This is a genomic window from Micromonospora sp. M42 (assembly GCF_000568915.1).
Lineage (GTDB): Bacteria > Actinomycetota > Actinomycetes > Mycobacteriales > Micromonosporaceae > Micromonospora > Micromonospora chalcea.
Genome location: NZ_KK037233.1, coordinates 6,000,482 through 6,025,148, shown reverse-complemented (window position 1 = coordinate 6,025,148; position 24,667 = coordinate 6,000,482). Strand labels below are relative to the sequence as shown.

29 protein-coding genes and 1 other RNA gene are annotated in these 24,667 nt (G+C 71.8%); 8 read left to right on the top strand and 22 right to left on the bottom strand.

The window, feature by feature from the left end:
- The first annotated feature begins 78 nt into the window (after window positions 1–78).
- Window positions 79–924 carry a 3-methyl-2-oxobutanoate hydroxymethyltransferase gene (gene panB, locus MCBG_RS27905; protein WP_043329285.1) on the top strand — a complete coding sequence of 282 codons (846 nt, stop codon included), beginning with the start codon at window positions 79–81 and terminating at the stop codon, window positions 922–924.
- Between the two features lie 46 nt (window positions 925–970).
- Here the strand turns inward: panB and MCBG_RS27900 are convergent, their stop codons facing one another.
- The 5 genes from MCBG_RS27900 to MCBG_RS27880 all read right to left on the bottom strand — a co-directional run bounded on the left by MCBG_RS27900 (window position 971) and on the right by MCBG_RS27880 (window position 5,392).
- Entirely contained in the window at window positions 971–1,879 is a 909-nt protein-coding gene (locus tag MCBG_RS27900; RefSeq protein ID WP_198033294.1) for an IS5 family transposase, read from the bottom strand.
- A gap of 173 nt (window positions 1,880–2,052) precedes the next feature.
- Window positions 2,053–2,751 carry an NADPH-dependent F420 reductase gene (npdG, locus tag MCBG_RS27895; RefSeq protein ID WP_043329283.1) on the bottom strand — a complete coding sequence of 233 codons (699 nt, stop codon included), beginning with the start codon at window positions 2,749–2,751 and terminating at the stop codon, window positions 2,053–2,055.
- A 64-nt stretch (window positions 2,752–2,815) separates the two neighbouring features.
- Window positions 2,816–4,252: an RNB domain-containing ribonuclease gene (locus MCBG_RS27890; RefSeq protein ID WP_043329281.1), complete on the bottom strand. Its 1,437-nt coding sequence runs from the start codon at window positions 4,250–4,252 to the stop codon at window positions 2,816–2,818.
- An 87-nt stretch (window positions 4,253–4,339) separates the two neighbouring features.
- Window positions 4,340–5,110: a histone gene (locus tag MCBG_RS32105; RefSeq protein ID WP_084789639.1), complete on the bottom strand. Its 771-nt coding sequence runs from the start codon at window positions 5,108–5,110 to the stop codon at window positions 4,340–4,342.
- 78 nt (window positions 5,111–5,188) lie between these two features.
- Complete coding sequence (locus MCBG_RS27880) at window positions 5,189–5,392, bottom strand: hypothetical protein (RefSeq protein WP_018787041.1); 204 nt, start codon at window positions 5,390–5,392, stop codon at window positions 5,189–5,191.
- Window positions 5,393–5,570: 178 nt separating this feature from the next.
- On the opposite strand from MCBG_RS27880, the gene MCBG_RS27875 reads away from it, so the two are divergent.
- A complete protein-coding gene (locus MCBG_RS27875; protein ID WP_043331054.1) occupies window positions 5,571–6,836 on the top strand; it encodes a M48 family metallopeptidase in 1,266 nt (421 codons plus the stop codon).
- A 4-nt stretch (window positions 6,837–6,840) separates the two neighbouring features.
- On the opposite strand, the gene MCBG_RS34445 is transcribed toward MCBG_RS27875, so the two are convergent.
- From MCBG_RS34445 to MCBG_RS27860, 3 genes are all read right to left on the bottom strand, one after another.
- Window positions 6,841–7,083: a hypothetical protein gene (locus MCBG_RS34445; protein WP_223201357.1), complete on the bottom strand. Its 243-nt coding sequence runs from the start codon at window positions 7,081–7,083 to the stop codon at window positions 6,841–6,843.
- A 569-nt stretch (window positions 7,084–7,652) separates the two neighbouring features.
- Window positions 7,653–7,991, bottom strand: coding sequence for a hypothetical protein (locus MCBG_RS34440; protein WP_043329279.1), 339 nt, complete (start codon window positions 7,989–7,991; stop codon window positions 7,653–7,655).
- Window positions 7,985–8,296, bottom strand: coding sequence for a PadR family transcriptional regulator (locus tag MCBG_RS27860; RefSeq protein ID WP_043329277.1), 312 nt, complete (start codon window positions 8,294–8,296; stop codon window positions 7,985–7,987). The genes MCBG_RS34440 and MCBG_RS27860 overlap by 7 nt, the downstream gene beginning before the upstream one ends.
- Before the next feature lie 234 nt (window positions 8,297–8,530).
- Between MCBG_RS27860 and MCBG_RS27855 the strand changes: the two genes are divergently transcribed.
- Both MCBG_RS27855 and MCBG_RS27850 read left to right on the top strand, forming a co-directional pair.
- Window positions 8,531–8,902 carry a hypothetical protein gene (locus tag MCBG_RS27855; RefSeq protein WP_013287772.1) on the top strand — a complete coding sequence of 124 codons (372 nt, stop codon included), beginning with the start codon at window positions 8,531–8,533 and terminating at the stop codon, window positions 8,900–8,902.
- On the top strand, window positions 8,899–9,384 hold the full coding sequence (locus tag MCBG_RS27850; protein WP_043329275.1) for a roadblock/LC7 domain-containing protein: 486 nt from the start codon (window positions 8,899–8,901) through the stop codon (window positions 9,382–9,384). Before MCBG_RS27855 ends, MCBG_RS27850 begins: the two co-directional genes overlap by 4 nt.
- A 131-nt stretch (window positions 9,385–9,515) precedes the next feature.
- Here the strand turns inward: MCBG_RS27850 and MCBG_RS27845 are convergent, their stop codons facing one another.
- Window positions 9,516–10,472 (bottom strand): threonine/serine dehydratase, encoded by a 957-nt coding sequence (locus MCBG_RS27845; RefSeq protein WP_043331052.1) that lies wholly within the window; start codon window positions 10,470–10,472, stop codon window positions 9,516–9,518.
- Window positions 10,473–10,680: 208 nt separating this feature from the next.
- Complete coding sequence (locus tag MCBG_RS27840) at window positions 10,681–11,076, bottom strand: VOC family protein (RefSeq protein ID WP_043329273.1); 396 nt, start codon at window positions 11,074–11,076, stop codon at window positions 10,681–10,683.
- A 111-nt stretch (window positions 11,077–11,187) separates the two neighbouring features.
- Between MCBG_RS27840 and MCBG_RS27835 the strand changes: the two genes are divergently transcribed.
- A complete protein-coding gene (locus MCBG_RS27835; RefSeq protein ID WP_043329270.1) occupies window positions 11,188–11,655 on the top strand; it encodes a DUF3592 domain-containing protein in 468 nt (155 codons plus the stop codon).
- Between the two features lie 64 nt (window positions 11,656–11,719).
- Here the strand turns inward: MCBG_RS27835 and MCBG_RS27830 are convergent, their stop codons facing one another.
- From MCBG_RS27830 to rnpB, 4 genes are all read right to left on the bottom strand, one after another.
- The gene (locus MCBG_RS27830) at window positions 11,720–12,154 is read right to left on the bottom strand and encodes a hypothetical protein (RefSeq protein ID WP_140946371.1); all 435 of its coding nucleotides are present in this window, start codon (window positions 12,152–12,154) and stop codon (window positions 11,720–11,722) included.
- 119 nt (window positions 12,155–12,273) lie between these two features.
- Window positions 12,274–12,846 carry a hypothetical protein gene (locus MCBG_RS27825; protein ID WP_043329267.1) on the bottom strand — a complete coding sequence of 191 codons (573 nt, stop codon included), beginning with the start codon at window positions 12,844–12,846 and terminating at the stop codon, window positions 12,274–12,276.
- 566 nt (window positions 12,847–13,412) lie between these two features.
- Complete coding sequence (locus MCBG_RS27820) at window positions 13,413–13,694, bottom strand: hypothetical protein (protein ID WP_043329266.1); 282 nt, start codon at window positions 13,692–13,694, stop codon at window positions 13,413–13,415.
- 124 nt (window positions 13,695–13,818) lie between these two features.
- An RNA gene (gene rnpB, locus MCBG_RS31375) (RNase P RNA component class A) lies at window positions 13,819–14,227 on the bottom strand.
- 155 nt (window positions 14,228–14,382) lie between these two features.
- On the opposite strand from rnpB, the gene MCBG_RS27815 reads away from it, so the two are divergent.
- Complete coding sequence (locus MCBG_RS27815) at window positions 14,383–15,144, top strand: sulfite exporter TauE/SafE family protein (RefSeq protein ID WP_043329264.1); 762 nt, start codon at window positions 14,383–14,385, stop codon at window positions 15,142–15,144.
- Window positions 15,145–15,168: 24 nt separating this feature from the next.
- Here the strand turns inward: MCBG_RS27815 and MCBG_RS27810 are convergent, their stop codons facing one another.
- Entirely contained in the window at window positions 15,169–16,392 is a 1,224-nt protein-coding gene (locus tag MCBG_RS27810) for an MFS transporter (protein WP_043329263.1), read from the bottom strand.
- Between the two features lie 56 nt (window positions 16,393–16,448).
- Between MCBG_RS27810 and MCBG_RS27805 the strand changes: the two genes are divergently transcribed.
- Window positions 16,449–16,916 carry a MarR family winged helix-turn-helix transcriptional regulator gene (locus MCBG_RS27805; RefSeq protein WP_043329261.1) on the top strand — a complete coding sequence of 156 codons (468 nt, stop codon included), beginning with the start codon at window positions 16,449–16,451 and terminating at the stop codon, window positions 16,914–16,916.
- A 41-nt stretch (window positions 16,917–16,957) separates the two neighbouring features.
- Here MCBG_RS27805 and mctP read toward each other — a convergent pair whose 3' ends face one another.
- The 7 genes from mctP to MCBG_RS27770 all read right to left on the bottom strand — a co-directional run bounded on the left by mctP (window position 16,958) and on the right by MCBG_RS27770 (window position 23,615).
- A complete protein-coding gene (gene mctP / locus MCBG_RS27800) occupies window positions 16,958–18,613 on the bottom strand; it encodes a monocarboxylate uptake permease MctP (RefSeq protein ID WP_043329259.1) in 1,656 nt (551 codons plus the stop codon).
- On the bottom strand, window positions 18,613–18,855 hold the full coding sequence (locus tag MCBG_RS27795) for a DUF3311 domain-containing protein (RefSeq protein WP_043329258.1): 243 nt from the start codon (window positions 18,853–18,855) through the stop codon (window positions 18,613–18,615). Before MCBG_RS27795 ends, mctP begins: the two co-directional genes overlap by 1 nt.
- Window positions 18,856–18,982: 127 nt before the next feature.
- Window positions 18,983–20,128 (bottom strand): bifunctional RNase H/acid phosphatase, encoded by a 1,146-nt coding sequence (locus tag MCBG_RS27790; protein WP_043329255.1) that lies wholly within the window; start codon window positions 20,126–20,128, stop codon window positions 18,983–18,985.
- 5 nt (window positions 20,129–20,133) lie between these two features.
- Window positions 20,134–20,871 carry a zinc ribbon domain-containing protein gene (locus tag MCBG_RS27785; RefSeq protein ID WP_043329254.1) on the bottom strand — a complete coding sequence of 246 codons (738 nt, stop codon included), beginning with the start codon at window positions 20,869–20,871 and terminating at the stop codon, window positions 20,134–20,136.
- The gene (locus MCBG_RS27780) at window positions 20,861–21,718 is read right to left on the bottom strand and encodes a Nif3-like dinuclear metal center hexameric protein (protein WP_043329253.1); all 858 of its coding nucleotides are present in this window, start codon (window positions 21,716–21,718) and stop codon (window positions 20,861–20,863) included. The genes MCBG_RS27785 and MCBG_RS27780 overlap by 11 nt, the downstream gene beginning before the upstream one ends.
- A gap of 89 nt (window positions 21,719–21,807) precedes the next feature.
- A complete protein-coding gene (locus MCBG_RS27775; protein WP_043329252.1) occupies window positions 21,808–22,389 on the bottom strand; it encodes a flavoprotein in 582 nt (193 codons plus the stop codon).
- Complete coding sequence (locus MCBG_RS27770; protein WP_043329251.1) at window positions 22,386–23,615, bottom strand: helix-turn-helix domain-containing protein; 1,230 nt, start codon at window positions 23,613–23,615, stop codon at window positions 22,386–22,388. Before MCBG_RS27770 ends, MCBG_RS27775 begins: the two co-directional genes overlap by 4 nt.
- Before the next feature lie 217 nt (window positions 23,616–23,832).
- Between MCBG_RS27770 and MCBG_RS27765 the strand changes: the two genes are divergently transcribed.
- Complete coding sequence (locus MCBG_RS27765) at window positions 23,833–24,504, top strand: bifunctional DNA primase/polymerase (RefSeq protein WP_043329250.1); 672 nt, start codon at window positions 23,833–23,835, stop codon at window positions 24,502–24,504.
- The last annotated feature ends 163 nt before the right edge of the window (window positions 24,505–24,667 follow it).

Below are 24,667 nucleotides of genomic sequence, written 5' to 3'. Positions count from 1 at the left end.
GCCCGCGGGCCGTCGCCCGGTGCGACGATCGCGGGGAACCCGGGGACCGCGTGCGCGGCCTCGAGGAAGGAGATTGTCATGGTGGAGTCCACCCCGGCCGAGGTGACGGCGCTCTACGGCGGCCCGGCCACCCGGCGGGTACGCACCCGCGACCTGATCGCCGCCAAGGAGCGCGGCGAGCGCTGGGCGATGCTCACCTCGTACGACCAGTACACCGCCTCGATCTTCGACCAGGCGGGCATCCCGGTGCTGCTGGTCGGCGACTCGGCGGCGAACAACGTGTTCGGCTACGAGACCACGCTGCCGGTGACCGCCGAGGAGCTGCTGCCGCTGGTCCGCGCCGTGGTACGGGCCACGAAGCAGTCGCTGATCGTCGGCGACCTGCCGTTCGGCTCGTACGAGGAGGGCCCGGCGCAGGCGCTGCGCACCGCGGTGCGGTTCATGAAGGAGGGCGGCTGCCACGCGGTGAAGCTGGAGGGCGGACGGCGCTGCGCGGCCCAGATCGAGGCCATCACCGGCGCCGGCATCCCGGTGATGGCGCACATCGGCTTCACCCCGCAGAGCGAGCACACGCTCGGCGGCTACCGGGTGCAGGGCCGGGGCGAGGCGGCCGAGGAGGTGCTCGCCGACGCGCGGGCGGTGGCCGAGGCGGGCGCGTTCGCGGTGGTGCTGGAGATGGTGCCGGGCGAGGTCGCCAAGCGGGTCACCGCCGAGCTGGCCATCCCCACCGTCGGCATCGGGGCCGGCCCGGACACCGACGGGCAGGTGCTGGTCTGGCAGGACATGGCCGGGCTGCGGACCGGCCGGGCGCCCCGCTTCGTGAAGCGCTACGCCGACCTGGCGGGCGCGCTCACCGACGCCACCCGCCGGTTCGCCGACGAGGTACGCGGCGGCGATTTCCCCGCGGCCGAGCACACCTTCTGAGGGTGTAAGGAAGGGCCCCTTCTTAGTGAGTGTTTGAGATTCCGGCTCAGGTGTGGGTTGCCTGGGCCGGTTTCGTGTGTCGGGCCAGGCGGGTGACCATGACGTGGATCATGGCCCAGGTGACGAAGGCGGCGTGGCTTGTGGGTAGGTGTTCGTAGTCGCGGACGCAGCGGCGTTTCTTGCTGATCCAGGCGAAGGTGCGTTCGACGACCCAGCGTCGGGGCAGCACGACGAAGGTGTGTTGTCCGGGGAGTTTGTGGACCAGGTGCACGGTGAGGTCGAGGGCGTGGCGGGCCCAGGTGCTCAGGGTGCCGATGTAGCCGCCGTCTGCCCAGAGCAGGCGTAGGCGGGGGTGGAACAGCCGGGTGCGCCAGAGCAGGTCACGGGCGATGGTGCGGTCGTTGACGTGCGCGCCGGTGATCATGACGGCCAGGAGTAGGCCCATGGTGTCCACGACGATGTGGCGTTTACGGCCGTTGACCTTCTTCGCGACGTCGAAACCGCGGCTGTGTCGGGGCACGGTGTCCGCGGCGCGCACCGACTGAGAATCGATCGCTCCGGCGCTGGGATGCGCGTGCCGTCCGGCGGCGGTACGGCACTGCTCCCGCAACCGGTCGTGCAGACGCATCAACGTGTGGTCATCGCGCCATCGAGCGAACCACCAGTACACCGTCCCCGGGGGCGGGAACTCCCGCGGCAGGGCCCGCCACGGACAACCGGTGCAGGCCACATACAGGATCGCCGTGACGATTGCCCGCATCGGATGCGACGGCGGCCGCCCCCGCCGACCGACCGACACCGGCGTGACCAGCGGCGCGATCAACGCCCACTGCGCATCGGTCAGATCACTGGGATACCGCCGCCGCACCGCCCGTTCCCGTTCCCGCCGCACCCGCTGCGACGGATAACGGCGGGGCGACGCGGACGGCGTGACAGTGATCGGGTACAACGTCATCAGAAGGCCCTCGGTATGGAAACGGTTGGCTCGACACCACCGGACCTACCGAGGGCCTTCCCTCACCTCAACCCGACACGCCGCCGCACCCCAAATCTCAAACACTCACTTAACGCCTGGCGTAGAGGAGGGGCCCCTTCTTAACACGCGCGCGGCGCGCGGCGCGCGGCGGTTCAGAGGTCGGTGACGCGGATGCCGGCGTGCGCCTTGTAGCGCTTGTTGATCGCGATCAGGTTGGCGGTGAACGCCTCGATCTGGTGGGCGTTGCGCAGCCGGCCAGCGTAGATGCCCCGCATGCCGGGGATCCGCGCGGCCAGCGCGGCGACCACGCCGGCCACCTCCCGGTCCTCGGTGCAGATCAGCACGTCGAGGTCGATCCGGTCGATCTGCGGGTCGGCCAGCAGCGGCGCGCTGACGTGGTTGAACGCGGCGCACACCCGGGACTCGGGCAGCAGCCCGGCGGCCTGCTGCACCGCGCTGCCCTCGGGTACGTCGAGTGCGTACGGGCCCTGCTTGTCGAAGCCGAGCGGGTTGACGCAGTCCACCACGATCTTGCCGGCCAGCGGCTCGGCGAGCGCGGCGACGGTGGCCGCGTGCCCGTCCCACGGCACCGCCACGATCACCACGTCGCTGCGCCGGGCCACGTCCTCGTTGTCGCCGCCGGAGACGATGGCGCCGTCGGGCACCCCGGGCAGGGCGGCGATCTCGGCGGCGGCCTGGGAGGCCCGCTCCGCGGTGCGGGAGCCGATCAGCACGCTCTGCCCGGCGCGGGCGAACCGGTAGGCGAGACCTCGTCCCTGGTCGCCGGTGCCACCGATGATGCCGACGGTCATCCCGGAGACGTCGGGCAGCGTGGTCGCGTCGTAAGCCATGCGCTCATCCTCGCAAAGCGAGGCGGCGTGCGGTGCATCCCGATGCTGTGACAATGGCCGCTGGTCAGGCCCGTTCGAAGGCGACCCGGCGCTGGGCCGGGTCGGCGACGGTGAGGCGTACCCGGACGCGCTCGCCCAGCGGCAGCTCGCCGGTGCAGCGGGCGCGGACCGGCGGCTCGTCCAGCGCGATCGTGCCGCCGGGCGGTCGGCCGGGCCGGCCGTTGCCCGCCGGGCGCGGCTCGTCGACGTCGAGCACGGCCGCCTCGAACGTCTCCCCCACCCGGTGCGCGAGCAGCACCGCCTCGGCCAGTTCCACGGCGCCGCGGCTGGCCGCGCCGGCGGTCCGGTCGGTCGTGGCCATCACCTCGGGCAGCTTCGGCAGCGCGGCCCGCACCTGCTCGGGCACCTCCCGGCCCTCGTGCAGCGCCAGGCAGACCTCGGTGGCGTAGCGGTCGGCCAGCCGCCGCAGCGGCGCCGTGACGTGCGCGTACGCGGCCGCCACCCCGCCGTGCTCGGGCTGCTCGGGCAGCTCACCGTCGAACGCGGTGTACGCGGCGCCGCGCATCAGCTCGGCGGCCTGGTCGACGAAGGCGGCCACCCGGGGCTGGGAGGTGTCCAGCCCGTCGAGCACCTGACCGACGGGGGTGCCGTCCGGCCAGGGCACGCCGAGCGGTCCGGCGGCCAGCCGCAGCCGCTCGACCGCCTCCGCGCGGGGACGCGGCATGGTGCGCAGCAGCCCGATCCGGCCGGCCAGCATGATGTCGGCCGCCGCCATCCCGGTCAGCAGCGAGATCTGGGCGTTGTGCTCCTCCATCGGGCCGGGGCCGCGCAGCACCAGCCGCCACCCGTCGCCGTCGGGCTCGACGTCCTGCTCCGGCAGCGGCAGGTTGATCGCGCCCCGGCTCAGGCCACGGGCGGTGAGCAGCGCCCCGATCTCGGGCAGCAGGGCGATCGGCTCGGGCAGCCGGCCGGCGTCGGCGTCGCGCTGCACGCCGCCGTAGTCGAGCTTGGCCCGGCTGCGCACCAGCGCCCGCTCCAGCGTGACCGCGACGGTGGCGCCGTCGGCGTCCAGGTCGACGGTCCAGAGCACCGCGGCCCGGTCGGCGTCGGGCAGCAGGCTGGCCGCCCCTTCGCTGAGCGTGTGCGGGTGCAGCGGCACGTTGCCGTCGGGCAGGTAGACCGTCTGCCCCCGGCGCCACGTCTCGGCCTCCAGGTCACCGCCGAGGCGTACGTGGGTCAGCACGTCCGCGATCGCGTACCGGACGCGGTAGCCGCCGCCGGGACGGCGGGCGAGGTGCATGGCCTGGTCGAGGTCGCGCGAGGTCGCCGGGTCGACGGTGACGAACGGGACGTCGGTCCGGTCGGCGACGGCCGGTGGCGGCGCGGCTGCGGCCGCGTCGGCCTCGCGCTGCGCCGCGACCGGGAAGCTCTCGGGCAGTCCCAGCTCGCGGCGCAGCGCGCCGAAGTCGATACGGGGCGCCAGTACGCGTCGGATCACCACGTGGTCAATCCTGACAGCGCCCCGCTCGTTCCGCCCTTCGGGGCGAGCGCCGTGTCCGTGCGGCGCCCCGCGGGAGGGCGGCGGGGGTCAGGCGCGGCGGGCCGGCGCCTTCCGGGCGGTGCTCTTGGCGGTGGTGGTCTTGCGGGCGGGCGCCTTCTTGGCCGCCGTGGTCTTCTTCGCCGTGGTGGTGGTCTTGCGCGCGGTGGTGGTCTTGCGCGCGGGCGCCTTCTTCGCCGCCGCCTTGCGCGCCGTGGGGCGGGTCGAGGCGGTGGCCTTCTTCGCCGGAGCCTTCTTCGCCGCTGTGGTCTTCTTGGCGGCGGTGGTCTTCTTCGCCGCCGCGGTGACCTTCCGCGCTCCGGTCGCCTTCGTCGCCGCCGCCGTCTTCTTCGCGGTCGTCCTGCGGGCCGGCGCCTTCTTCGCGGTGGTGCTCTTGCGCGCGGTGACAGTCGACTTCGCCGCCGTGGTCTTCCGGGCGGCGGTGGTCTTCTTCGCGGCCGTCGTCTTCTTCGCCGCGGTGGTCTTCTTCGCCGTCGTCTTCTTCGCGGTGGCCTTCTTGGCGGGCGCGCTCTTGGCGGTGGCCCGGCCAGCCGGCGCCGTCCGGGTACCAGCCTTCTTCGCGGCCGTCTTCTTGGCGGTCGTCCTGGTGGTGGCCTTCGTGGCCGGCGCCCCGCGGACCGCCGACACGACCTTCTTGGCGGCCGCCTTCTTCGCCACCGCCTTCTTCGCCGGCGTCCGTCCGGCGCCGGCGCCCGAGGCGTTCGGCGACGCCTTGGTGACCGTCGTCGACCTGCCCGCGGCGGTCCTCTTCGCGGTCGTCCGTTTCGCGGCCGGGCGGGTGGCCTGCTGTGCTTCGGCCATCTCGGTTCCCTTTCCTGGGGACGTGCTCCCGCCCTCGCGGGAGCACGGATCACCTCGACGCGGGCCCTCCCGCGCCGTCTAGCGGCCCTCCCCGGCCCAACGGGCGTCCTCGGCGTCCCACGCGTCGTTCCGCTCCCGCACCGTCTGCAGGGCGTTGTCCGCGTCGGCGGCTGAGGCGTACGGTCCGAGAACGTGCCGTGCGGGACACACGTCGGCATCGGTCTCGACCCGGTGGTGTCGCGTGCACCAGTAGTAGTGCCCACCACTTCCGTCGTCGCTCATGCGATCACTGTGCACTGGTAACCGCCCGTCCGCCACCGGAACGGCCCAAATAGTCACGCTTCTCCACATTAGACCTGGTCGGGACGGTTGCGGTGGGGAACCGCGCAAGCCCGTCCTCGTCCGAACGGCGGGTACCGCCAGTGGTGCGAACCGGACAGGATCGGCGCTCGTGATCACCATGACGACGGGCACGGGGGCCTGTCCGCGCTGCGGCACGACGCCGGTGTCGCTGGACGGGGCGTTGCCGTGGTGCCCCGGATGCGACTGGAACCTCGACACCTACGACGCGCGCCGCCAGGCGCCCGAGTTCGGCTGGTCGCCTGTCGACCGGCGGACCCACCGGCTCGCCGCACGGCTCACCCGTCAGCAGTACGCCGCCCTGGTCGCCCGGTCGCTGAAGTCGACCGGGCCGGGGTTCGCCGGCCTCCTCGTCACCGGCATCTCGGTGCTGCTCCTGCTCGGTGTGGCCGGGCTCGCGGCGGCCGGCGTGTGGCTGCTGTTCGCGTACCCCTTCCCGAACCTCGCCGTGGTCGGCGGCGTGGCGCTGATCGCGCTGGCGGTGGCGCTGCGCCCGCGCTTCGGCCGGGTCGACGGCGACCTGGACGTGCTCACCACGCAGGAGGCGCCGGAGCTGCACGCCCTGGTCCGCGAGGTGGCGTCCGCGGTGGGCGCGCCGATGCCGCACGTGATCGGCGTCGACGGCGGCATCAACGCGTACGCGACAGCGGTCGGGCTGCGCCGGCGGCGCGTGCTCGGCCTCGGGCTGCCGTTGTGGGGCGCCCTGGACGGGCCCGCGCGGGTGGCGCTGTTGGGGCACGAGCTGGGCCATTTCGTCAACGGCGACGTACGGCGCGGGCCGGTCACCCAGCCGGCGCTGACCATGCTGGGCAACGCCGCCGACCTGTTCCGGCCCCGGGGCGGCTCCGACGGCGGCGGGCTGCTGGTGATGGTCGGCGAATGGCTCGGGCGCCTGGCGTCCTGGACGCTGTCCCGGCTGCTGTTCGCCGGGCACGTCGTGCTGGCCGCCACCGCGCTGCGGGAGAGCCAGCGGGCCGAGTACCTGGCCGACGAGATGGCCGCCCGCGCCGGTGGCACCGCTGGCGCGACCCGCCTGCTGGACACGCTGCTGCGTACCGACACGGTGGCCACCGTGGTGCGCAACGCGGTACGCGGCGGACACGGGCCGGACACCTGGCGGGTGGAGACGGGGCGCGCGCTGGACGCCGCTACCGAACGGCTGTCGCTGGAACGCCAGCTCACCGTCCGGGAGGACACCTCGCTGTTCGCCACCCACCCGCCGAACGGCCTGCGGCACCGGATGCTCGGCGCGCGGCCCTGGCAGGATCCGGCCGTGACGCTCACCGAGGAACGGGCCGCGCGGATCGACGCCGAGCTGGCACGGCACTACGAGCGGGCGGGCCGGGCGTTGAGCTGGAACTCCTGACCCTTCAGGCGAGAGCCGGGACGGGCGCGGCGGCCGCCGCCGGCCGGGCCGCCGCGATCGCGTACGCCAGGACGTAGGGCGTGCACGCCAGGTAGAACATCGGCTCGACGAGCACCCGGTCGGTGATGAGGAACCGTTCCCAGCCGGTCGGCCGGGGCAGCCCGAACGACGAGTCGGTCCAGCAGGTGAACAGCCACAGCGGCGCGGAGATCCGGTCCACCGAGTCCGGCGGCAGGCCGTCCGCCACGGGCGCGCCGGCCGGGGATCGAGGTGACCACCGCGAGCACCACCGCCGCGTCGGCCCGCCACCAGCGCGCCGAAGCAGCCCGGGCCAGGCCAACGCGGCCCCGGACCCCGGCCCCGGCGGTGCCAGCGGCCCCGGCGACCCACAGCGCCGCGACCAGCAGCGCCAGCCAGAGCAGCACCCCGGGCGCCTTCTCCCCCCACCCGCCTGGATATGTAGAAGGTGGGGCAACAGGATGGGGCCAAGTTAACATTATACCTTCGTGTCAAACCAGACCTCTACTAGGCACTAAGTCCGATGTGATACTGGTTTGAGCACTCACGAAAGTAAGACGTGGAGGAGAATCCTAGGTAGGATCCATTAGAGTTTACTGTGAATAACTCAGAGGCCTAGCTAGGCACGACGTTACAGAAACTGATCGCACGATGAGTTTAGCCGCATGTACAACCCAAGAGATAGAGGCCTTAAGGCGAGATGGAATTGCACCGCTTATCCGCCGTCGGAACGCGAGCGATGAGGATCTATTTCTAAACACGGCGCCCCATCTTGAATCTACATAGGAGGCTTCTATCCTATGGGGGCGTGAACAATTGGGTTGCGGTACAGATTCTGGCGATAGCCAAGGTGCTCCAGCAAGTTAGCTCCGGGGCAGCAACTATGGTTCGCAGACACTCGTTACAAACTATCAGTGAAGAAAGCGCGGACGCCGGCCCCGGGGCGACGACGAGCGCGAGCGGCACGCCGAGCAGCGCGGTGAGCGCCGACAGGCCGGCAGTTTGCGCGGCGGCGCGCATCTCCAGCCACCCGTGCGCCAGGGCCATCGCCGCGGCCGCGGCCACGAGGACCGCGAGGCAGGCCGGCGGCGCGAACAGCAACACCCCGGCGGTACGCGCCACCCGCCGGGTCACCACGCCGGGTCCGCGCCGGCACGTTCGGCGGGTACGAGGGCACGCAGCTCGGCCAGCGCCAGCCGGGCCGAGCGGATGCCCTCCCCGGTGAGGCGGTAGTAGCGGCGGGCCGGGCGGCCGGCGGCGACCGGGTCGACGGCCTCCCAGTCGGCGGTGAGCCAGCCGGCCGCCTGGAGGCGGTGCAGCACCGGGTAGAGCGTCCCGCTGGGCAGGCCGGTGAGCCGCATCAGGTCGAGGCCGTAGCGCGGCGCCTCGGGTTCGGCGAGCAGCGCCGAGAGCACCTTCGCCACCGGGATGGTCAGTCGCACAGCGGCACTCTATCGGAACTCTACATAGCATGGATGCACCGTCTTGCCGGGACGGACGGCGATCGGCGATGGACGGCGTGGTCCCTCCCGCGGGACCGGTGGCCCGTCCGGAGGGCCCGCTCAGGTGGATCACCGGTGGTCCGTGTGCACCTCGCGCCTCCATATGCGAGCCTCGACGGACGAATCCGCTGTCGCGCTTCCAGCGGACAGCGGCCCGAGTTGGGGAGAGAAATCGTGGGCAACCTTGACATCGCGCTGAAGAACGCGATGAACATCGACGGCGCGATCGGCGCCGCGCTCGTCGACTACACCAGTGGCATGACCCTCGGCGTCGCCGGTGGCACCGGCGAGATCGACCTGACCGTCGCCGCCGCCGGCAACACCGACGTCGTACGCGCCAAGCTGCGCACCATCGAGATGCTCAAGCTCGACGACGAGATCGAGGACATCCTGATCACGCTCGGCAGCCAGTACCACCTGATCCGGCCGCTGAGCAACCGCACCGGCAAGGGCCTGTTCCTCTACCTGATGGTCAGCAAGAGCCGGGCCAACCTCGCGATGGCGCGGCACCAACTGCGCACGATCGAGGAGAGCCTGGAACTGTGAGCCGGGTGGACGACCTCCCCCGCCGTACGCGCCCCCAGACCGGCACCCTGCCGCCACCACGCGCGCTTCCGCCCTCGCTGGCCGGCAACCCGACCCTGCCGTACCCGGCCATCGCCCAGGAACTGTCCGCGCTGCGGTTGCAGATCCCCGGCGTGCACGGGTGCGTCCTCGGCGGCGTCGACGGCCTGCTCGTCACGCACAACCTGCAGAACGGCGCCGACCCGGACGACCTGGCCGCGCTCGCCGCCACCACGTACGGGCTCGGCCGCCAGGTCGGGCTCCGGCTCGGACAGGGCGACTTCCAGCAGTCCACGGTCCGCAACGCGGGCGGCTACCTCAGCGTGTACGCGATCAACGGCCAGGCCCTGCTCGCCGTGGTCGGCACGGACAGCATCAACGTGGCGCGCCTGCACCTGCACGCCCCGACCACCGCGGCCAAGCTCGCCGAGCTGCTCGACGGGGTCAGTCCGACCACGTCCTGACGTACGCCGGCCGCTCGGTCCCACCCGTCCGAACCGAGCCGGCCGGCGTACCCCAGGTTCGGTAGCTTGTGCGCGGCGGTCGCCCGCTCCGGCGCGGCCGTCCCGTGCGCGGCCGTCCCGTGCTCGGCGGGTCAGACGCCGAAGCGGCCGGCCCACGTGGTCACGTCGGCCACCGTGGCGTTGCCGCCGCAGACCACCAGGCCCAGCCGGGCGTCACCGCCCACCCGCTCGACCACCCGGCGGGCGGCAGGAAGCAGACAACCGGCGGCCGGCTCGGCCCATACCTTGGCGTGCTCGGCCAACTCCAGCGTGCCCCGCACCGCCTCGGCGTCGGAGACCACGAGGACGTCGCTGACCAGCGCGGTCACGTGATCGTAGGTGAGCTGCGAGACGCTGGGCGCGCTGAGGGTGGTGACGATCGACGACAACGGCACCTCGACCGGGCCACCCTTCGCGATCGCCTGCGACATCGCCTGCGCGCCCTCGGTCTCCACGCCCCAGACGCGTACCCCCGGCCGGCGCGCCCGCAGCGCCGCCGCCACGCCCGAGATCAGCGCGCCCCCGCCGATGCTGACCAGCACGTCGGTCAGCTCACTGGCATCCTCGGCCAGCTCCAGCCCGACAGTGCCCTGCCCGGCCAGCACGATCGGGTCGTCGAACGGGTGCAGCAGCGTCACACCCTCGTCCCGCAGCCGGTTCATCAGCGCGAACGCGCCGGCCATGTCCTCGGTCAGCCGCACGTCCGCCCCGGCCGCGCGGGCAACCTCGACCGCGCGGGCGGGCGCGCTGCGCGGCATCACCACTGTCGCCGCCACCCCGAGGGCGCCGGCCATCACCGCGACCGCGATGCCGTGGTTGCCGCCGCTGACCGCCACCACTCCGGCCGCCCGTTCGGCGTCGTCGAGCGCGAGCAGCTTGGCCGCCGCGCCCCGGGCCTTGAACGATCCGGTACGTTGCAGCAGCTCCAGCTTGGCGGTCACAGGTACGCCGAGCAGCTCGGTCAGTCCCGGGCTGGGCAGGGTCGGCGTGTGCACCACGACGTCGGCGATCCGGTCGGCGGCCGCCTGGATGTCCGCAAGCTCGATCACCACCGCAGCGTGCCACAAGCAACCCGCCGGCTTTCCCCCCGCCCGCTCTCCCCGCCCGCTCTCCCCGCCCTCCCCGTCCCCCCACCTCTCGCTCTCCCCGTCGATCTTGGAGTTGTGGTGCCTGCCGAACTTCGCGAAACGGGGCGTTGTGGGCGCCACAACTCCAAGATCGGTGGGAGCCAGGTCGAGCACCTGGGCTCGATCACTGTCACGGGCGGGTGGCGGCCACCTCGGCGTCGCTGCGCAGGATGCAGAACTCGTTGCCCTCCGGGTCGGCGAGCACCACCCAGCCGGTGCCGTCGGTCTCCCGCCGGTCGGCCACCACCGCCGCACCCAGCCCGGTCAGCCGGGCCAGTTCCTCGTCGCGCGTCCCATCGACCGGGCGCAGGTCGAGGTGGATGCGGTTCTTGACCTGCTTCGCGTCCGGCACCTCGATGAACAGCAGGCGGTGCCGCCCGCCCCGCGAGTAGATCATGCACTCCTCGTGGCCCGGCTCGTTCGGGTCGTCCGGGTCCTCGCGGTAGTCCAGAACCGATGCCCACCAGCGGGACAGGGCATAGGCGTCGGCACAGTCCACGGTGGTGTGGGACACGTAGGAGGTCACACCTGATCATCGCAGAGTGGCACGGGTTGCAGCGCCGGCGGCCATGGCGGTTGGCGACGAGCGAGGACGTGCTACAACGCACTCATCCCGAGGATGCTGGGAGGACCGGCAATGGCGAGCCCGTTCGGCCGACGGGAACTCAAGTTGGTCCTGGCGGTTGTCCTGGGCACCCTTCTGGTCGGCGGCGGGATGCTGCTCCACGATCGGCTGAGCACGGCGATCGACGAGCGGGTACTCGCCGGCGCCGAGACGACCGGCCAGGTGGTTCACGTCGAACGGTTCAAGATCAGCCGATCGTTCGCCGCCACGAGGCTGACTGTGGACTACACGTTCGACGGCATACGGCACCGGAAGCGGTTCTCCAGCGAACTCGACGAGAGTGAGTTCCACGTCGGGGACGTACTCGATGTACGCGTCGACCGGACGGATCCGACCAGGGCTGCCACGCCTGACGGGTACGCGACGGAGGATCTTCTCCTGCAGGCGCCGACCGTGCTGGCAGGCCTGGGCCTCGCCGTGATCGCGATCTCGCTCGCGCTGCTCAGAAGAGATCCCCCACCCCACGAATATCCTCGCTGAGCACGGATCCCGATGGGCGGAACCGGAACTACTACCAGCACAAACGCCCCGAAGCACGCTCCCGCTACAGCTCGCCCGCTGCGGCTACCAGGACCATCGGGCCGTGGGTGTCCGACACCCCGACGCCGACACAGATGCTCCGATCGGCAAAGCGCCACACAGCCACATCCGACATGACGCCGAGAAGGAACCCGGGAAGTTCCGGAACGGTCTCTCCCCGCACCATGAGATCCATGTACGGCCGTAGGTCCACGCTCTCGGCTGGTCCCCACAGCCGGCTCAACGCCTCTTCGAGAGAGGCGCAGTCCTGTTCGAAGCGCTCCAGGACCTCAAGAACCTGCACGTTGTCGTCGAACTCTTCGGTGACACTCAGATACAGAGCCAGGAAGTCGTATCCCACCACGGGTAGAGCAGCGGGCCCGGGACTGGGTGGAGGTTGCGTTGCGAGGTCGAGCGTCCGCAGTTCGAGCACACGCCCCACGCAGTCAGCGAGATCCACAGCCGGCACTGTAGGCGAGAACTTCAGGGGCGGTGAGGGGCAGTAGCGGAGTGCGCAGCGGGCACGAGGGGCAGCCGCGCAGAGATCCGCTTCAGCGCTTGGCCTTGGTTCGTTACGCGTCAGCCCATCGTGCCTATGCGTGAACACTTGCTCAGAGCCTCGCGCTCCCAGTCGCTTCCTACGAGAGCGACGGGGTGGCTGACCCTTCTGCCTTGCTTGTCATCGGTCTCGACCGATAACCCTAGCGGCAGCGGCTCTCGCTGGAGGCGTGCGACCGAGCAATCGAACCACAGCTCGACCGCGAGCTGACCGGTGCTGCCAGGCGGTAACAACCGGGGCGATCCGATGCTGTGTATCACGACGCCCGGCCTCTTTGCGTGAACCCGACGAACGGTGATCGGCCCGGGGCCGGCGTTGGCCAACGCCAAATACCCGGACAGTCGGACGGGTCCCGCGGAGGCCGCGCTTCCAGAGTCGGCCGATTGAGGGAAGGCCACGAATGCGACCACGGCGTTCCGCTCCCGCTGATCACGCGAGTCCCGCAGTTGGCTGACACCGAAGCCGCCAAGCACAACGCCGACCACGAAAGCGGCGACGAGCCGCAGGATCATCTTCTGTCTGGCCAGGAGACGGTCATGGACGGTGGTACCCGACCCCGCCGACTGGTGATCGTGGTCGTCCAGGTCGATCACTGCATGCTCCGCGGCATGGACGTCAGCCTAGGTCTCTTCACACCAGCCTCACAGTCCTGTGCCGCTGTTCGATTGGATAGCTCGGTCCTGGCTGCGCATCGTTCTGTGCTATCTGGTCGGTGCCTGTCTGTCGCCGGGGGAATCCTTCAGCCGCGCCGTACTGAAGTTCGCATCCGCCAACTCGTGGCGACCGGCGAACCGGTCCAAGCAGTGATGGAGGGGTTCAAGTTCGGCGATCATGCCACGTACGTGGCTCGTGGCCGAACCTGGAGCGTTCCCTTGGAGAGCGCCTGGGGTAATGGGCCCGGCTACTCGCGAGGCGAAAGCGTCACCATCTATGTGTCGGAGACTGACCCACAGTTCGTCGCGACCAGGGATGGCTACGTGACCAGCAGTGTGCAAACACTCGCCCCGTTCCCGCTGATCGGGGCCGGCATGCTCGTCATACTCCTTGCCGGGCCAGGGCTCGCTACCCGAATAGCTCGTGCGCGACTCAACCAGCTGGTGGGATGACAAAGTCTTTCGGGAGGAAGAGGTCGTGCGTCGCGCTTCGGCGACGGTACGGCTCAGACGAGTGCCGAGGCAGGCAATCCCGTGTCTTCTGCCTCAGGTCGGACGCGCACCCAGCCGAGCTCAGCGTCGACGAGTGCTTGTGCGAGCCGCCGCACGAGTAGCTGTGCCTGCCGTCCGGCGGTGTCCACTTCGACGTCCAGGTGCCAACGCCCGTCGCCTGTGCCGGCACCCGTGACGCTGCCCTCGTCGCCGATGGCCTGCTCCAGGAGGTCTTCCACGTCGTCCCGGTCGACTGCGTCAGGTAGTGGCTGATCTCCGATGATCTCGACGAACATGCGAGGACGATAGCGGGCAGTGCCGCCACCCTCCTGGGCCGTGGTTGGGCCGTCGTTGGGCCGTCGGGGCCGTCACAGGGGCGTCGAACGCCGACCAAGAGCGGGCGGCTCACCTGGTGGGCGACGGACGAGTCGACCTGTACGCCGGATTCTGTGCCCGGTACGCCCGTAGGCGCACCGGCGGCGGCCATCCATCTCGGCCTGCCGTTGCCGGCAGGCTCCAGCGGCCTACCCGCAGACATCGGGCGGGCAGCCCTCAAGCGTCTGCGCGGGTCGTCATCTTGCGGTGACGGCCCTTTCTTGGCCTTGCTCCGGGTGGGGTTTACCGAGCCACCCCGGTCACCCGGGGTGCTGGTGGGCTCTTACCCCACCGTTTCACCCTTACCGTCCCGTTACGGGCCGGCGGTCTGTTTTCTGTGGCACTGTCCCGCGGGTCACCCCGGGTTGCCGTTAGCAACCACCCTGCCCTGTGGAGTCCGGACGTTCCTCGGCGACGGGCCGGAGCCCGTCGACGCGACCGCCCGGTCGACTCGTCCGTCGCGCTCTCATCCTAACGACGCACCCGCCGCGCCCATTTCCCGCCCACCACCTCGGGGAGGTGCCGGCATCAACCGGCTCTCGATACAGCCACCTCCCCGAACCGGCGCGATGCGCGTTCGCCCGCCCGACCGACTAGCCTCGGGGGACCATGGATCTCTCCGACGCCGCGCTCCTGCTCGCCGCCGGTCTCGCCGCGGGCACAGTCAACGCGGTGGCCGGAGGTGGCTCGCTGATCACGTTCCCGGCGATGATCGCCACCGGTCTGCCGCCGGTGGCGGCGAACGTCTCCAACTCGGTGTCGGTCTTTCCCGGGTACGTGGCAAGCGTGGCGGGCAGCCGGATGGACCTGCCGCGCGGGCGGCAGCTGTGGTCGCTGCTGCCGACCGCCGTGCTCGGCACGATCGCCGGGTGCGCGCTGCTGCTGGCGACCCCGGCGCGCGCGTTCGAGCTGGTGGTGCCGTTCCTCGTGCTCGGTGCAACCGCCGTACTCGCGTTCCAGGGTCCGCTGCGCCGGCTCGTCGGCCATCCGGAACTGCTGGGCGCGCGCCGCCGTACCGTCACGGTGCAGACCATGGTCGCGCTCGGCACTGTGTACGGAGGCTACTTCGGCGCGGCCCTCGGGGTGATGCTGGTGGCGGGGCTGGCGCTGGTGCTGGACGCGACACTGGCCCGGGTGTCGGCGGTGAAGAACCTGCTCTCCGCGGTGGTGGGGCTGACCACGCTCATCGTGTTCGCCCTGTTCGGCCCGGTGAACTGGGCGGCGGTCGCGGTGGTCGCGCCGGCCACCCTGTTCGGTGGGTACGTGGGCGCGCGGCTGGCTCGCCGGCTTCCGCAGGTGGTGCTGAAGACGGTGATCGTGGTGTTCGGCACGGTCATCGGGTGCTACCTGCTGTGGCGGGCGCTGACCTGACGTCGGCTGGCGAAACCGGACCCGTCAGTACGCCTCCCCCACCGGCTCCTCCGGGGCGTGCTCGGCGCGGCGGGCGGCCCGGTTCCAGATGACCCGTTCGCCGTAGCCGGCCGCCATCAGGTGACCGAACGCCAGGTAGGCGAGCACACCCGCGGCGAGCACCGCGAAGCCGACCCAGAACGGCAGCGCCAGGCCGTGTTCGGCCAGCTTGCCGGAGATGATCGGCGCGGGCGCGGCGGCGCCCCAGCGGACCAGGTTGAACGCGCCGGTGGCCACGCGCCGGTCGGCGGAGCCGAGCCCGAGCGCCAGGTCGGTCAGGTTGGCGTTGGCGAGGCCCATGAACAGGCCGGCGACGACGAGGACGACGAGCGACATGGCGGTGCCGGTGGAGGTGGCGAACAGGACCATGCAGGCCAGCAGGCCGAGCAGGGCGACGCCGACGGTCTGCACCGCGCCGATGCGGTGGGCGAGCCGGTGCCCGATCAGCAGGATGCCGGCGGCCAGGCCGAGGCCCCAGCCGGTGAACGCCAGGCCCAGCGGGATGACGTCGAGGCGCAGGAACAGCGGCGTGTAGCCGAGTACGACGAAGAAGACGAAGTTGTACGCGGCGGTGACCACGCAGAGCGTCACGAACGCGGGTCTGCGGTAGGTGGCGAAGATCTGGCCGACGCGTACCGGTGGTTGCTTGTGTGCCGGTTCGCGCAGCTTGCGGGCGGCGACGCCGAGCGCGAGCACCATGAACACGCCGCAGACGAAGAACGGCAGCCGCCAGCTCACCTCGCCGAGCAGGCCGCCGATGAGCGGGCCGACGGCGAAGCCGAGCCCGAGGGCGGTCTCGAACAGGCCGACCACCCATTCCCTGTCGTTGGCGAGGTTGACCAGCACCACCATGGCGGTGGCGAAGAACATCGCGTTGCCCAGGCCCCAGACGCCGCGCAGCACGGAGAGCTGCACGATGTCGTTGCTGAACGAGGCTCCGATCGCGGCGAGGCCGACGACGGAGACGCCGGTGACGAGCACCGGCTTGAAACCGAACCGCCCGCTGGCGAGCGTCGCCGGGATCATGCCGACGGCCATGACCGCGATGTACGCGGTGAAGAGCAGCTCCACCTGCCAGGCGGTGACGCCGATCGCCTCGCCGATGGCGGGCAGGATCGGGTCGACGACGGCGATGCCGGCGATGGCGAGGAACGCGACGAGCGTGGTGGCGTAGATGGCACTGCGGTTGGGCTCGGATCGGCGATCCACTCCGCAACCTCCCAGATAGCTGTATCGTACAGGTATTTTTCTTGTATCATACAGCCATGAGCGAGGACGTCCACGCCGCAGAAGCCACCCTCGGCCGGATCGAAACCGAAGTCGCGTTGCTGATGCGGCTCGGCGAGGCCACCCGCCGGGGCACCGGCACGATGGAGCACCGGCTGCTCGACCGCGCCGCGTACGTGATCCTGCGCCACCTGGACGCGGCCGGCCCGCAGAACGTCTCGGCGCTCGCCGCGCGGCTGAGCCTGGACGGCTCCACAGTCACCCGGCAGGTCTCCGCGCTCCAGCGCGACGGCCTGATCTCACGTACCCCCGACCCGGCCGACGGGCGCGGCACGGTGATCTCCGCGACGGCGGCCGGGCTCCAGCGGATGGCCGCCGTCCGGGCGGCCCGCACCCGGCTGTACGGCGACATCCTCGCCGCCTGGCCCGAGGCGGATCGGGAGACGCTGGCGGACATGTTGCACCGCCTCAACGAGGCGCTCGACGCGCGCACCCGCCGCCGCTGAGGCGCGGCGGGCCCCCGCCCGGCGGACGGGGGCCCGCCCTCCTACGCCACCGGCTCGCGCGCGGAGTCCGCGTCGCGGTCCGCGCCGGGCGTGACGCGCGGGTCGCCCTCGTCGGCGAAGTAGTCGTCCGGCGTGGTGTGGTCGGGACCGTCGGCCACCTTCGCGGCCCGCAGCACCAGCGTGAGCAGCGCAGCCACCACCAGGTTCACCAGCACCGCGACGATGCCGACATAGATCGTCTTGGCGGTGTCGAAGCCGAACTTCTCCAGCGGGAACGCCGAACCGGCGAAGTGCTTCTTCCCGGTCGCCGGGTTGCCGATCTGGTACAGCATCCACATGCCGAGGCCCATGCCGGCCGCCCAGCCGGCGATCAGCGCACCCCGGTGGAACCAGCGGGTGTAGAGACCCAGCGCCACCGCCGGCAGCGTCTGGAGGATGATCACGCCGCCGATGAGCTGCAGGTCGATGGAGAACTGCGGGTCGAGGAAGACGATGCAGGCCACCGCGCCGACCTTCACCACCAGCGAGGTGATCTTCGAGACGTTCGCCTCCTGCGCCGGGGTGGCGTCCCGCTTCAGGTACTCCTTGTAGATGTTGCGGGTGAACAGGTTCGCCGCCGCGATCGACATGATCGCCGCGGGCACGAGCGCGCCGATGCCGATGGCGGCGTACGCGACCCCGGCGAACCAGTCCGGGAACTGCTGGTCGAACAGCAGCGGCACCACCGTGTTGCCGTCGGTGGTGCCCTCCTTCGCGCCGGGCAGCGGCTTCACGTTGGCCGCGATGGCCATGTAGCCGAGCAGCGCGATCAACCCCAGCAGCAGGCTGTACGCGGGCAGCGCGGACATGTTCCGCTTGATCACGTCGCGGTTCCGGCTGGCCAGGACACCGGTGATGCTGTGCGGGTAGAGGAACAGCGCCAGCGCCGAGCCGAACGCCAGCGTCACGTACTGGATCTGGTTGTTCTGGTTGAGCAGGATGCCGTCGCCGGGCGCGGGTGAGGCCTGGAACTTCGCGTCGGCGGCGTCGAAGATGGCACCCCAGCCGCCGAGCTTGTACGGCAGCCAGATCACCGCGACCAGGATCACGATGTAGATCAGCGAGTCCTTGACGAACGCGATCAGCGCCGGCGCGCGCAGCCCCGACTGGTACGTGTACGCGGCCAGGATCGCGAACGCGATGATGATCGGCAGGTGCCGGGCCAGCGCGCTGTCCCCGGTCACGCCCATGGTCTTGAGCACCGCCTCGATGCCCACCAGTTGCAGCGCGATGTACGGCATGGTGGCGACGATGCCGGTGATCGCGACCAGCAGCGCCAGGATCGGCGAGCCGAACCGGTTGCGGACGAAGTCGGCGGGGGTGACGAAGCCGTGCCGGTGCGAGACCGACCAGAGCCGGCACAGCACCAGGAACACCAGCGGGTAGATGACGATCGTGTACGGCACCGCGAAGAACCCCGCCGCGCCGGCCCCGAAGATCAGCGCGGGGACGGCCACGAACGTGTACGCGGTGTAGAGGTCACCGCCGACCAGGAACCAGGTGATCCAGCCGCCGAAGCTGCGCCCGCCCAGCCCCCACTCGTCCAGGTGGGCCATGTCCGTCGGTCTGCGCCACCGGGCCGCCACGAAGCCCATGGCGCTGACCAGCAGGAACAACAGCGTGAAGACGATGATCTCGGTGAGGTGGTCCCGCCACATCAGTGGTCACCCCGCTTCTTGGTCATCTGGTAGACCAGCGTGGTGGTGCCGACGCCCAGCAGGATCCAGGCCAGCTGCAGCCAGTAGAAGCGCGGGAAGCCGAACAGCCGGGGCGAGTCGGCGTTGAACAGTGCCGGGATCAGCGGCACCACGATCGGGATGAAGAGCAACCAGTTCCAGGGACTCTTGTCCTTCGCCCTGGATCGCGCCGTGTCGAGCGCCTCCGGTTCCGGTTCGGACATGTGACACCCCTCCGGGCATTCGTAGCGGGCCATGTGACGGCCGGAGGCTACGACCCTGTGACGGGGGTCACGTCCGATCGGGTGACGTCGATGCGCCGAACGGCCGCAGGCATGCGCCGAACGGCCGTCAGACGTCCGTGAGGTGCGAGGTGTCGTTCACCGAGCGGACCGCGACGCCGCCGTCCGGGTACAGGTCCAGCACCGAGATACCCGCCGTGTCCAGGTAGAGCCGGTGCAGGAACGCGTCGCCGGCGGCGAGCGCGTCGCGCAGCACCAGCTTGATCGGCGAGACGTGGGAGACCACCACGACCGTCTCCCCCGGGTACGCCGACCGCAGCCGGTCGACGGCCCGCCCGGTCCGCTCGGCGACGGTCACGAACGACTCGCCCTTCGGCGGGGCGACCCGGGTGGAGGCGAGCCAGGCGTCCAGTTCCGCCGCCCAGCGCTCGCGTACCTCGGCGAACGTGCGCCCCTCCCAGACGCCGAAGTCGCACTCGATCAGGTCGTCGTCGGTGCGTACCGGCGGGTTGCCGACCTGCGCGGCGATCGCCTCGGCGGTGGCCGTACACCTCGACAGCGGGGAACTGACCACCGCCGCGACGGACGGGGCCAGCGCGGCCACCCGGGCGGCGGTGGCCCGGGCCTGGGCCCGGCCCCGCTCGGTCAGCGGCACGTCGCCCCGGCCGGAGTAGTGCTTCCGCACGGTGCGCTCGGTTTCGCCGTGCCGGACCAGGATCAGCCGGGTGGCCTCCTCGGTCGGGCGCGGCTCCCAGGAGGCGGGCGTGGTGGCCGGGTCGGTGCCGGTGGCGCGGACGACGGCCGCCTCCCGCGCCTCGGCCGCCGCCTCCGGCGCGGCGCCGGACGCGGCGGCGTCCATCGCCGCGTTGGCAAGCGCGTCGGCGTGCCGGTTGCGCTCCCGGGGGATCCAGGTGAAGCGTACGGCGGTGAACCGGCCGACCAGCCCGGCGGCCTGGGCGGCGAGCGGTCGCAGCCCCGGGTGCTTGATCTGCCAGCGGCCGCACATCTGCTCGACCACCAGCTTCGAGTCCATCCGCGCCTCGACCTCGGCCGCGCCCAGTTCGGCGGCGGCCTCCAGCCCGGCGATCAGACCCCGGTACTCGGCCACGTTGTTCGTGGCAGTGCCGATCGACTCCGACCGCTCGGCCAGCACCTCGCCGGTCTCCGGATCCCGGACCACGGCGCCGTAGCCGGCCGGGCCGGGGTTGCCCCGGGAACCGCCGTCGGCCTCTACCACTACCGCGCGCACCGCCACGGCGGCTACAGTCCCGACTCGTTGGTCCGGACCATGATCCGCCGGCAGTCCTCGCAGCGGACCACGTCGTCCGGGTCAGCCTTGCGGATGCGGGCCAGGTCGGCGCCGGACAGGTCCAGCCGGCAGCCGCCGCAGCGGCCCCCGGTCAGCAGCGCGGCACCCAGCCCGGTGTCCTCGCGGATCTTGTCGTAGAGCCCGACCAGGTCCGACGGCAGGTCACCGGCGAGCGGCTGCCGGGCGGTGCGCTTGAACTCCTCCTCCTTGGCGATCTCCGCCAGGGCCTCGTCGCGGCGCTGCTCGGTCGCGGCGCGGCGGTCCCGGGCCTCGGCGAGCCGGCTCTCGATGCCGTCGAGCACGCCCTGCGCGGTCTCCCGCTGCTCCATCAGCTCCAGCTCGGCGTCCTCCAGATCGCTCTGCCGCCGGTTCAGCGAGACCAGCTCGTGCTGGATCGCCTCCAGCTCACGGGCCGGGCCGCTGCCAGAGGCCAGCCGGGCCTCGTCCTTGCTCTTGCGCGCCCGTACCTGGTCGACGTCCTTCTCGATCCGGGCGATGTCCCGGTCCAAGTCGTCGACCGCCACCTGGGCGCGGACCCGCTCGTCCTCCAGCGCGGACAGCTCACGCGCCAGCGCCTCCAGCTCGGCGCGTTCCGGCAGGCTGCGGCGGCGGTGCGCGAGCTGCGCCAGCGCGGTGTCGATCGCCTGGAGGTCGAGCAGGCGGCGCTGCACCTTCGGGTCAGCCTTCACGTCGGGGCTCCTTGTCGTCCGGCCGGGGCGCGGCGGCGTGCACGGTCCACGGGTCGGTGTCCAGGTCGGACACCACGGTCTCGACGCCCAGCGCGCCGGCCAGGTGGGCGGCCAGGTCGTCCAGCCAGGGTCGCTCCGTCGCCCAGTGGGCGGCGTCCAGCAGCGCCGGGCCGCCCGCGGCGAGGTGTTCCCCGGCCGGGTGGTGACGCAGGTCCGCGGTGAGGAACGCGTCCACCCCGGCCGCGGTCGCCTCGGCGAGGAAGCCGTCCCCCGAGCCGCCGCTGACGGCGAGGGTACGAACCATACGCCCGGGATCCCCGGCGGCGCGAACTCCCCAGGCGGTGACCGGGAGCACGGCGGCGGCCAGCCGGGTCAGCTCGGCGAGCGTCATCGGGGTGGGCAGCTCGCCGATGCGGCCGATGCCCCGGCCGGGCCCGGCGGCGGGCGAGCCGGGGCGGGGCGGGTGCAGCGGGCGCAGCCCGGTCAGCCCGAACCGGGCGGCGAGCGCGTCGGACACGCCGGGATCGGCCACGTCGGCGTTCGTGTGCGCCACGTACAACGCGACGTCCGCCTTGATCAACCGGTGCACGATCCGGCCCTTGTACGTGGTGGCGGCCACCGAGGAGACGCCCCGCAGCAGCAGCGGGTGGTGCGCGACGATCATGTCCGCGCCGGCGTCGAGGGCCTCGTCCACGGTCTCCGGGACCACGTCCACCACGCAGGCGATCCGGCGTACCGGGTGGTCGGGCTCACCCACCACCAGGCCGACCCGGTCCCACTCCTCGGCCCAGGCGGGCGGATAACGGCGGTCCAGGGCGGCCACCACGTCGGCGACGGTTGTGCTCACGGGCGGCCAGCTTACCGGCGTCCGGGCCGCTACACGCCGACCGCCGTCGGGCGTGGCTCCCGGGCGCGCCGGGAACCACGCCCGCGCTGTCAGCCGACCGGGGCGACCGGCCGGTCCGCGCCGCGCAGGGCGGCCAGGCCGGCGTCCCAGGGGAAGGCGTCCGCGCGCCGTTCCCCCGTGCCGGGCGGATGCAGGCGTACGACGTGGTCGCCGAAGACCACCCGGACGCCCCACCCGGCCAGCCGGTCGAGGCTGGCCCGGAACGCCGGGTGCCCGGCCATCGCCACGTTCGTGTACGGGACGGCCGCGATCGGCACCCCCATCCCCTGCGCCTCGACCAGCAGGCCGAGCGCGAGGGTGTCGGTGATGCCCACCGCCCACTTGTTGATCGTGTTGACGGTCGCCGGGCACACCAGCATGGCGTCCGCCGGTGGCAGCACGTCCAGGTCACCCGGGTTCTTGTAGTGCGTACGGACCGGGTGGCCGGTCTGCCGGGCCAGGGCCGCCCGGTCGACGAACTTCGCGCCGTCCGGCGTGGTGACCACGCAGACCGTCCACTCCTCCCGTTGAGCGAGGTCGACCAGCCGGCCGACGTGACGGGCCAGCGGCGAACCGCAGGCGATGACGTAGAGCACCCGCCGGTGCTCGCTGGCGGTCTCCGGACCGCTCATACTCCGACTCCCATGTGCTCAGCCAACTCCGCGATCGGCGGAGGCGGCGCACCACGTGTGCGACGGAGAATCTCGGACATCAATTCGTGCGCTATCGGCCGGCACCGGATCTCGGACGGCGCGAGCCGGTCGCCGCGCAGCAACATGTCCCCCGCGTTGGCGACGTCGCCGATCTGCGAGTAGCCCCGGGCCAGGTCGAGCAGGTGGTGCGCGCGGCGTTCCGGCAGCAGCGCGTTGAACGCGGGCTCGGACAGCCGCAGGTGCGTCTCCACCGCCCGGCCGCCGTCACCCAGTTCGACGGCGGCGGCGGCCCGGTGCAGCTCCAGATTGGTCGGCCCGAAGGAGGTCCAGTAGTGGTTGTGGTCGCCGCCGAGCATCGACGCCGCCTCGGCCGCACCGGCGAGCAGGTCGTCCACTGTCGCCGAGTCGCCGATCCGGGCGGCCGCCATCGCGCCCTGCAGCAGCAGCATGCCGTAGACGGAGAGACGTTCGGGCCGGACGTCGTTGTCGCCGCCGGGCGCGAGCCGGCCCGCGATGCGCACGTTGAGCTCCAGCGCGGGGCGGGGGCGGCCCATCGCGACCAGCGCGTTGCAGACCCTCGTGGTGGCGATCCCGGCCAGCAGCGGGTCGTCGGCCCGCTGGGCCACCGCCATCGACCGGTCGGCGGCCAGCCAGGCGAGGTCGCACTCGCCGAGCTTGCGCAACACCGAGGAGGCGATCTGGTAGACCTGCCCGAGCAGGTGGGCGGCCTCGCGTACCTGGTCGTCGGCGGCGTAGCCGGCGTCCGCCGCCTGGGCGTCGCGCAGCAGCTTCGGCAGCGCGCGGGTGAGCATGCCGTACCGGCCGTACTGGTAGGTCAGCCAGGCGTGGTTGACGGCCTTGCGCATGTCGGCCAGCGGCGGAGGGAAGGGCGCCGCGTCGAAGTAGGCGCTCATCGAGTCGTACCGCTCCAGGGCGGTGCGGATCTCCTCCACCTCGACCTGGTCGATGCAGTTGAGCGCGTCGGTACGCCGCTCCGGGTCCTTGCCGTGCAGCAGCTGCACGTCGATCTGGAGGATGTCGGCGATCTCGTAGAGGACGGAGAACTTGTCCAGCCGGCGGACGCCACGCTCCACCTTGTCCACCCAGCTCTTGGATTTGCCGAGCCGGTCGGCGAAGACCTGCTGGGACATCTTGCGCCGGCTCCGCCAGTACGCCACCCGCCGGCCTATGGGTAGTTCGTCCATCCCTGCTCCCTCCCCCTCACGGCGCCGGCCGGTCCCCCCACGTCTCCCAGGCTTGCCCCGATCGCACAGGTTGTGCGTCCACCGACCAGCCAGTTCTCGTAGTTTTCGTGCAAGTTGCACCGACCGTTAGTCACCACAACGAGCGTGAGTTACGGCAGTGACGGCTTTCGACGTGTGGCATGTGGACGGTTTCGCGGAACGAGAGGGGATGTCAGACATGTGGAGGAATGTCCGGCCGCGCGTCGCTCATCTGTCCCCGCTGGAACGGGTCCGGCTGCGCCGCGTCGCGGTGCGGTACGCGCTGCACGACTGGCCGGTCACCCCCGGCGCCTGCCTGGCGAACAGCCGCTTCGTCTGCGGGCGGGCCGGCTGCCCCACAGTCGGCTGCCACCCCGCGCTGGAGGACTGGGAGCACGCCGCCAGCAGCGACCCGGCCCGGGTGGCCACCTGGTGGCGCAGCCGCCCGCACGGCGTCCTGCTGCCCACCGGCCGCGCGTTCGACGTGCTCGAGGTCGCCGCCCACCTGGGCCGGCAGGTGCTGGACGCGGTCGCCACCCATCCCGCCGGGCCCGGCGTACGCGGCCCGGCGCTGGTCACCCCGACCGGCCGCTGGATGTTCCTGGTCCGTCCCGGCGACCCGCTGCGCCCGGAACTGGAGCACTGTTTCCACGTGGTGCGCCACGGGCCCGGCTCGTGGATCCCGGCCCCGCCGACCCGCCTGCCCGAGGGGACGGTGCGCTGGGTGGTCGCCCCGGAGCAGGCCCGCTGGCAACTGCCCGACTCGTACCTGGTGCAGAACGCGCTGATCGCCGCGTTACGCGCGGCCGGTGTGACGCTCGGCGCGGACCTGTTCCCCGGCCACCTCCCGTTGCCCCGGCGCGGCCGCTGACCTACCCGTCCGCCCCGGACGGGTGGCCGACAGCGACCTCCCCGGCACCGGAATCGTTGAACCTGGCGAGGGCGCGTGCGCGCCGGAGCGGGGGTTTGAGGATGTCCAGGGACGACGCGGCCCGCCACACCGGCGGCACCGAGCCGGCGCGGCCCCGCCGCCG